At 69.0% G+C, this 7,900-nt stretch carries 6 protein-coding genes and 3 pseudogenes; 6 read left to right on the top strand and 3 right to left on the bottom strand.

The genetic code is table 11. The annotated features are described in order from the left end of the window. Positions 1-113: 113 nt before the first annotated feature. The 3 genes and pseudogenes from AC08OQ_RS15315 to AC08OQ_RS15305 all read right to left on the bottom strand — a co-directional run. Positions 114-713, bottom strand: a pseudogene (locus AC08OQ_RS15315) (LysR family transcriptional regulator); the annotation flags it as partial. A gap of 102 nt (positions 714-815) precedes the next feature. Continuing rightward, positions 816-908, bottom strand: a pseudogene (locus AC08OQ_RS15310) (LysR family transcriptional regulator); the annotation flags it as partial. Between the two features lie 185 nt (positions 909-1,093). Further along, a complete protein-coding gene (locus AC08OQ_RS15305; protein ID WP_476605564.1) occupies positions 1,094-2,383 on the bottom strand; it encodes a cytochrome P450 in 1,290 nt (429 codons plus the stop codon). A gap of 777 nt (positions 2,384-3,160) precedes the next feature. Here AC08OQ_RS15305 and AC08OQ_RS15300 point away from each other — a divergent pair. The 6 genes and pseudogenes from AC08OQ_RS15300 to AC08OQ_RS15275 form a co-directional block, all read left to right on the top strand. Beyond that, positions 3,161-4,792: an AMP-binding protein gene (locus AC08OQ_RS15300; RefSeq protein WP_476601980.1), complete on the top strand. Its 1,632-nt coding sequence runs from the start codon at positions 3,161-3,163 to the stop codon at positions 4,790-4,792. A gap of 9 nt (positions 4,793-4,801) precedes the next feature. After that, positions 4,802-5,170 carry a hypothetical protein gene (locus tag AC08OQ_RS15295; protein WP_462189083.1) on the top strand — a complete coding sequence of 123 codons (369 nt, stop codon included), beginning with the start codon at positions 4,802-4,804 and terminating at the stop codon, positions 5,168-5,170. A gap of 106 nt (positions 5,171-5,276) precedes the next feature. Then, positions 5,277-5,954, top strand: a complete 678-nt coding sequence (locus AC08OQ_RS15290) for a PaaI family thioesterase (RefSeq protein WP_476612138.1) — start codon at positions 5,277-5,279, stop codon at positions 5,952-5,954. Continuing rightward, positions 5,955-6,215, top strand: a complete 261-nt coding sequence (locus AC08OQ_RS15285; RefSeq protein WP_462189085.1) for an acyl carrier protein — start codon at positions 5,955-5,957, stop codon at positions 6,213-6,215. It begins immediately after the preceding gene. Next, a pseudogene (locus tag AC08OQ_RS15280) lies at positions 6,212-7,133 on the top strand (class I SAM-dependent methyltransferase). Before AC08OQ_RS15285 ends, AC08OQ_RS15280 begins: the two are co-directional and overlap by 4 nt. A 31-nt stretch (positions 7,134-7,164) precedes the next feature. Continuing rightward, the coding region (locus AC08OQ_RS15275) for an acyl-ACP desaturase (RefSeq protein ID WP_476612137.1) at positions 7,165-7,900 on the top strand (736 nt) is incomplete at its 3' end.

Here is a 7,900-nt window from a genome sequence, read left to right as displayed (position 1 = left end):
CCGCCGCCGTCCCCACCTGACGGCAGCCGACCCCAACCACCCCGCCCGGCGCGGCCCACAGCCATGCCCGTGAACCGTCACCCACAGCAAGATCGCTAAAGCAGGTGAATGTTTACGCCGGTGGCGCCGGAGTCGTCGACCTCCTCGGCCACACTCAGGCGGATGCCACAGCGGTCGGCGGCGGCGAGGATGGCGTCGTGCATCGCCGGGCTCTGTTCCCGGCGGAACAGCACGCATCCCTGGCCCGCCAGCTCCCGGAACGAGACCTGGCGGCGGTCCGCCCACGGGTGGTTCCGCCCGACGAGCGCCACCAGCGGCACGGTGAAGACCCGATGGGACCGCAACTGGGCCGCGAGAGGCCCAGCGAACACGAGCGCGACGTCGAGTTTTCCCGCGGTGAGGGCGGACAGCTGGGGGCCGCTGCGAGCCTCCCAGAGAGTGGTCGAGACGTTCGGGTAGTCAGCGTTGAGCCGCAGCAGGGTGGGTTGGAGGACCCGTTCCCCGGCGGGGAAGTTGAACCCGATGGGGATCCGACCGGTCCGGCCGGAAGCGGCCTCCCTGGCCGCCCGGACCGCCTGTCGTGCCTGTTCCAGCAGACGTCGTGCCTCCTTCTCGAAGGCCCGGCCCGCCGGAGTCAACCGGACCTCCCGGGAGGTCCGGTTGACCAGTTCGACACCGATGTCACGTTCGAGACGCTGGAGTTGCTGACTGAGGGGACGTAATGAAGTAACAAATACGTGATCGAGAGCATCATCGCAGGTCACAGGCCTGTGGAGGGTTCGAAACGCGCAAGTTATTTCATTGCGACTCCTGAGAGAGGGCTGGGCCAGATGGAGCCTGGCCGCGGCCCGGCCGAAGTGGAGTTCTTCTGCGATCGCCAGGAAAGAGACGAGGTATCGGAAATCGATCTTGCTCTCCATGGTACCTCCCGCGGACACGCTAGCGATCCCGAAAAACTACGGGTGAATACGGCGTGTGGAGATACGGAAGATACGGCGTAAGATTCGCCCGACGTGGCATCCACCACGCCTCCGACCTGGCACTTGACTTCGAGCAGAATATCAGAATCGGCTCGATCCGCGACTTTGCGGCACTATCCCCGGAAGCGGACGGGGAGCTCCGCCAGTCCTCGGATGAGCAGGTTGGATTTGTAGGGCGGCGAATCGACGAGAAGCTCGGCGGACCGGACCCGGTGGAGGAACCCCGCCAGGAAGATCTCCATCTCGAGCAACGCCAACGGCGCGCCGAGGCAGTAGTGGTGGCCAAGGCTGAACGACAGGTGCCGGGACGCGCCGGAGCCCGCCACGTAGCGGCGCACATCGAGACGGTCCGGGTCGTCGAACGCCTCCGGATCGCGGCTGGCGCAAGCGATCAACGCCACCAAGCCCTCACCCGGGGAAAAGGTCCGGCCACCCACCGTCATTTCCCGGATCGCTGCCCGGGTGTTGAGGTGGATCGGGGAGTCATAGCGTAGCAGCTCGTCGACGGCGGGCCGGATGAGATCCGGTTCGTCGCGCAGCAACGCCGTCTGATCGGGGTTACGCAGCAACGCCAGCGCCCCGTTGCCGACCAGGTTGACCGTCGTCTCGTGGCCGGCGATCAGCAGGGTCACGCAGGTGCCGAGCAGTTCGTCCTCGGTCAGCCGATCACCCTGCTCCTCGACGGCGGCCAGCGCGCTGAGCAGATCGTCGCCACCGCTGCGGCGGCTGCGCGCGACCAGCGCACGGAAGTAGGCGAGGAACTCAGGGATGGCGTCGTTACGTTCCGCCAACGCCTCCGGAGACATCAGGACGTCCGGGTCGAACGCCCTGGCCAGCGCCTGCGACCAGATCTGGATGATGCCGTGGTCGGCCGCCGGCACCCCGAGGATCTCACAGATGATCGTGAGTGGCAGCGGGTACGCGATCGTCTCGATGAGGTCGAACTCTCCGGCCCGCAGCGCGGTGTCGAGCAGGTCGTCGACGAGGGCGGTGATACGCGGCCGCAGATCGGCGACCCGACGCGGGGTGAACGCCTTGCTCACCAGGCCGCGCAGCCGGGTGTGGTCCGGCGGCTCCATCCACAGGAACGTCGCCGGGAACTCCTCGGCGGGCAAGGTGGGATGCAGTTGGTGGGCCTCCTGATCGTGCCCCCAACTCTGGTTGGACAGTACCGCTACGCAGTCGTCGTGCCGGGTGGCGACCTGCAGTCCGAACGGCGTCTCGGGCAGCCGGCCGGCTGCCCGCAGGCGCGCATAGAGCGGATAGGGATTCGGCCTGTTCGCGGGATCGAACAACGCGGCCAGCAGATCAGTCGCCTGGTCCGGGAGCGGGTTCCCGTGGTCGGCCGCGACGCCGGTACCGGCGTCCGCCCCGGCGAATACGGAATCGGTTGTGACTGCCATGGCGTGCTCCTCATCGTCGGTCCGACGAATGCCAGCGCGAGTGGTGCCACGGAGCTTGGTTCACGGTGGGTCTCCACCTGGAAGCGCCCCGGGACCTGTGCGTTCAGGCCACCTGCCCGGAGCCCGATCGCGGCGGGAGACATGAGGGAATGGAGGCGACGGATGGGATGAGTAGGACGGCGGGACGGTGGCGGGTGGGGACCCTCGGTTCCGTTCCCGAGTCTCGTTTCCGGACCCTCGCCTCCAGATTCCGGCCGGACACCAGGAAACTTGATTCGGTCGCGGTCGCGCGCCGGGCCGTCGACCCGGCGAGGTGATCGGTACATTTGATACCACCAGGACGACACCCAGGTAAGGGGACGTAATGAAGTAACAAATACGTGATCGAGAGCATCATCGCAGGTCACAGGCCTGTGGAGGGTTCGAAACGCGCAAGTTATTTCATTGCGACTCCTAAACTCCCAGGAAACCATCGGATGAATTTTTCGACCGCCGGGACGATTCGGTGATGTATTGTCGGCCCTGATGGATCGATAGATTACCTGAATTTTTATTGACGAACGACCACCATACCCACGAGCCTTTTCCTGCTGCCCGCGGCATTCATCAGCACATCCGATCATCAGTACACCCGACGGACAGACATCAGTACACCCGACGGGCGAGTACACCTGACGGGCAGCCCCATCGGCTGCTGTTCGGCCGCCGTCGCCTCGGTGCCGGCCGGGCCCCATCCGTCGCACGGGCGCAGAAGACACCTGGACGCGGAAGACAGGAGTGCGGATCATACCTGCCATCCGGAGCGAGGCCACCTCGCCCACCTCCGCCATCTCGCCCACGTCTCCGACGGTCCATCCGCGGCCGGTCTTTCCACGGTCGGCGACGACCGGCGGGCCGGCCCACACGACCCACGGCAGCCACGCGACGGACCCGACCGGCACGAGTGACCCGACCGGCACGACCGACGCTCGCGGGCACCATGAGCCGCTCGACGCCGAGACGTTGCACGACACCGAGACGTTGCACAACGCCGAGACGTTGCACGACGCACTGGACGTTGCGGCCGCCCGGCATCCCGACACACCCGTCACGTTCCCGTCGACCCGCGAGGTGATCTCGCTGCGGGACCTCGCGGCCACCTCCCGGACGATCGCGGCCGCGCTGACGACGGACGGGGTCCAGGCCGGTGAGCGGGTCGGGGTACTGGCCGCGAACTCGGCCGAGTTTCTGCTCGCGCTCTTCGCGATCAGTCGGGCGGGCGCGGCGGCCTGTCCGCTGCCACTGCCGACCACCGCGCACGACCTCAACGGCTATGCCGACCGGGTCTCGCGCACCACGGCGGCCGCGGGCATCCACCGGGTGGTCACCGGAGGCCGGGTGTCCGCCATCCTGCGCCGGACGGCCGACCGGCTCGGCGGACTCCGGTTCCTCCCCGCGGCGGACCTGGCCCGCGACGCCGGTCCCGCCACGCCCACGCGCCAGCCACCTCCGAGTCCCGGGCGTCCGGTGGGTGCGGTGGGTGCGGTGGGTGCGGACGACATCGCGATCGTGCAGTTCACCTCCGGCAGCACCGCGGCCCCGAAGGGCGTGGTACTCAGCCACCGCGCCGTGCTGTGCGGCATCCGCGCGATCATCGACGGCATCCGGCTCGGTGAGGGCGATCACGGCGGAATCTGGTTGCCGCTGTTCCACGACATGGGGCTGTTCGCGACCCTCAGTGCGATCATGACCGGCATCCCGATGACCGTCTGGTCCCCGGCGGACTTCGTCCGTGACCCCGCCGGCTCGCTGCGCTCGTTCCTCGCCAGCGGCGCCACGATCTCGCCGGCGCCAAACTTCGCCTACGACGACCTCGTCCGGGCGATCGACCCGGACGAGGTACCCGGGCTGGACATGCGCCGGTGGCGCGTCGCGCTGAACGGAGCCGAGCCGGTCTCCGCGGTCGGCGTTGAGCGATTCCTCGACCACTTCGCGCCGGCCGGGTTCGCCCCCACGGCGATGTTCCCCGTGTACGGGATGGCCGAGGCCACCCTGGCCGTGGCCTTCCCGCCGCTGGGCCGCGCCCCCGTGGTCACCTGGGTCGACCGGGACCGACTCGCCGCCGAGGGAATCGTGACGGAGGTCCCGCGCGAGCATCCGCGCGCCAAGGGGCTGGTCGCCGTCGGCCGGCCGGTCCGCGACATCCGGATTCGCATCGCCGACCTGCACGGTGACGTCCTGGCCGATCCGCTCGGCGACGGTCTGGCGCCGAGCCTGCGGGTGGGCGAGATCCAGATCCGGGGTGGTTCGGTCACCTCGGGCTACCTCACCGCGGGGGGCCTGACGACCGGGGGCTTCACCGCGGACGGCTGGCTGCGCACCGGCGACCTCGGCTTCCAGCGCGGCGACGATCTGTTCGTGACCGGCTGAGACAAGGAAATGATCATTATACGCGGCGTGAACTACTACCCCGAGGACGCCGAAGCGGCGGTGCGTGACCTTCCGGGCGTGCACCGACGTCGCGTCGTCGCCTTCGGCTCCCCCGACCAGCCAGACGCCGCCGACAGCCCCCCGGACGCCACCGGAGCGAAGGCTGCCGGCGGCGTCACGGTGGTCGGCGAGACCGCGCTGACCGAGCCCGCGGACCGAGCCCGACTCGCGACCGACCTGCGGATGGCGGCAACTGCGGCGCTGGGGCTGTCCACGGTGACGGTGCGTCTGGTCGAGCCCGGCGCGCTGCCCCGTACCTCCAGCGGCAAATTCCAACGGCTGGCGGTACGCGACCTGGTCGGGCGCGGCGTGCTCTGACCCGCAAGCCCCGCCTCCGATTCCGCACGCCCAGCGCGTTCCGCGCCCATCGACCAGCCGCGCGTTCCGCGCCTATCGACCAGGGAGCCCGATGCGCAGCCACCTGATGACGCCGAGCCCTGACGGCCCGCGGGAAGCCGACGATCCGGAGGACTACCTGAGCGTGCCGTGGTCCGTGCTCGCGGACTATCGGTGTTTCGGCTGCTCGCCGCACAATCCGCACGGGCTGCAACTACACTTCTCCGCCCACGCCGACGGCATCTCGACCCGTTTCCGACTCGAACGCCGGCACGAGTCCTATCCCGGCGTCGTGCACGGTGGCCTCATCGGAGTGATCGTCGATGAGACGATGGGCAATCTGATCGTGCTGCAGGTCGGGCTCACCGCGTTCACCACCGCGCTGCGGGTGCGCTACCTCGCCCCGCTGAGCGTCGGCGCCGAGTACCGCTGCGTCGCCCGGCTGCACGGCGTCCCGGATGGTACCCCCGGCCGCGGGGACGCGGCACCGGTCGGCGGCACGGTCGGCGGAGCGAACAGCGGCGTAAACGGCGGCAGAGCAAACGGGCTGGTGCACGCCGAGGCCGAGATCCTCGACGATGCCGGGACGCTGCTCGCGACCGCAAGCGCAACCTACCGCCCGACCCCGATGGACACCGCCCGGGACCGGATGATGCTGAATCCGACCGAGGCCGACCGTGTCGCGCAGGCACTGGCGGCGACGCTCACCAGACCACCGGCCACCGGGTCCACCGCCGCCGGCCTCCCCACCTCAGAGGAGCACTGAATGTCAGTGTCGTATGCGGAGATCGTCACCACCGTCACCGCCATCGTCGCTCGTGAGCTCGGCATCCCGGTCGAGGACCTGGCTGCGGACGCCGATCTGCGCTCCGTGGAGGGCGCGGACTCGGTGAAGGTGCTCCGGATGATCGCCCGGGTAGAACGCGAGTACGACGTCGAGCTCGAGGACGAGGACGTCTTCTCGGCGGTCACCGTCGCCGAAGTCGCCGACGTCGTCCAGGCGGCGCTGCAGGTGCAGGCCGCATGAACTCGCCCGTCACCACCGCACCGGAGGCTGCGGTGGGCCTCGCCGCCGGGCCCACGACGGCCACCGGGCCCACGACGGGCACCGAACCCACGACGAGCGACACCAATCAGCACTACGACCTGCCGCCCGAGGTCTTCGGCCTGTTCCTCGATCCCCTGCGCAAATACAGCTCGGGTCTTTACCGCACGGAGCACGACACCCTCGAGCAGGCGCAGATCGCCAAGCTCCACTTCGTCGCCGATCGGCTCGGCCTGCGCCGCGGTGGTCGCCTCCTCGACATCGGATGCGGCTGGGGTTCGCTGACGCTGTTCATGGCGGTCGAGTACGAAGCCGAGGTCGTCGGGGTCTCCCCCGCGGGGCGACAAGCACGCCTACATCGCGCAGCGAGCTGCCGAACTCGGCGTGAGCGACCGCGTCACCACGGTCCAGGGCCACTTCGAGACGGTCGAGTTGCCCTCGGGGAGTTTCGACGCAGTGACAATGCTCGGCTCGATCGTGCACATGCCCGACCTCGATGTCGTGTTCCGGCGGGCCCGGGCGCTGCTGCGCCGCGACGGACGGCTGTACGTGTCGGAAAGCTGCTTTCGCAACGCTGCCACCCGGGGGGCGTTCGACCATCGGGAAGGGACCGAGTTCGTCCGCGCATCGATCTTCGGCTGGGGGGACATGCGGCCGCTGTCCGACCTCGTCACCGGTGCCGAGGAGGCCGGTTTCTCCCTGGCAAGCCTAGACGATCTCACCGACGACTACCGGCGCACCATCGACGACTGGCTGGTGAACGTCGACGCGGCCGCGGAGCGGATCGACGCGATCCGCCCGGGAACGGCCGCGACGCTGCGCCGCTATCTGGAGGTCGCGAACGCCGGCTGGGGCTACACCACCAAGCACTACGCGCTGGTGTGCCGCAAGGCACGCTGACCGCCGCCGAGAGAGGAACGGGATCCACATCATGACGGCATCCGACATTCTCCGGCCGGCGTTCGGCCAGGCCCGCGGCGTCGAACCGCCGCGAGCCCCCGCACGCCCGGCCCTGGCGCCGCTGCTTCCTCCCGCCGAGGTCGAGGCGGCCGTCATCGCCTTCCACCAGGCGGGCTCCACCACCCGCCGCTTCAACGTCGAATCGACGTTCGCCTGGGAGAACGCCGACGCCGATCGGCTCACCGAGGGACATCGCTCCGCGGTCCGGTTCATCACGTTGATCGAGGACCACCTGCCCGGCTACTTCGGCGTGTACGAGCGGGCCTTCCCGCTGAACCCCGACGTCGACGTCGAGAACTTCGTGCACAACCGGGAGCTCTACCACTTCACCGTGCGTTGGGCGCAGGAGGAGGACAGCCACGCCCGGGCACTGTTCCGCTACCAGGTCGCCGCCGGCATCGCCGATCCCGACGAGCTGCGGCGGGAACTGGCGACCGAGGGGCGCAAGCACTTCGAACTGCCGCACGACCACGCGGTCTCGCTGTTCGCCTACGCCCTGGTCCAAGAGAAGGCGACCCAGCTGTACTACCAGCAGCTGCGAGCGGTCGTCGGCGATCCGGTGTTGGCCGATCTGCTGAACCGGCTCGCCAAGGACGAGGCCCGGCACTTCACCTTCATGGCCGACATCGTGGAACGGTACCTGCGCCGCCACGGCGACGCCGTCGTCGAGCCGATCCGGGAGGTTATCGCGCACTTCCGGATGCCAC

This window comes from Frankia sp. CcCS3, from assembly GCF_977927575.1.
This window is presented reverse-complemented; position numbering and strand designations above follow the sequence as displayed.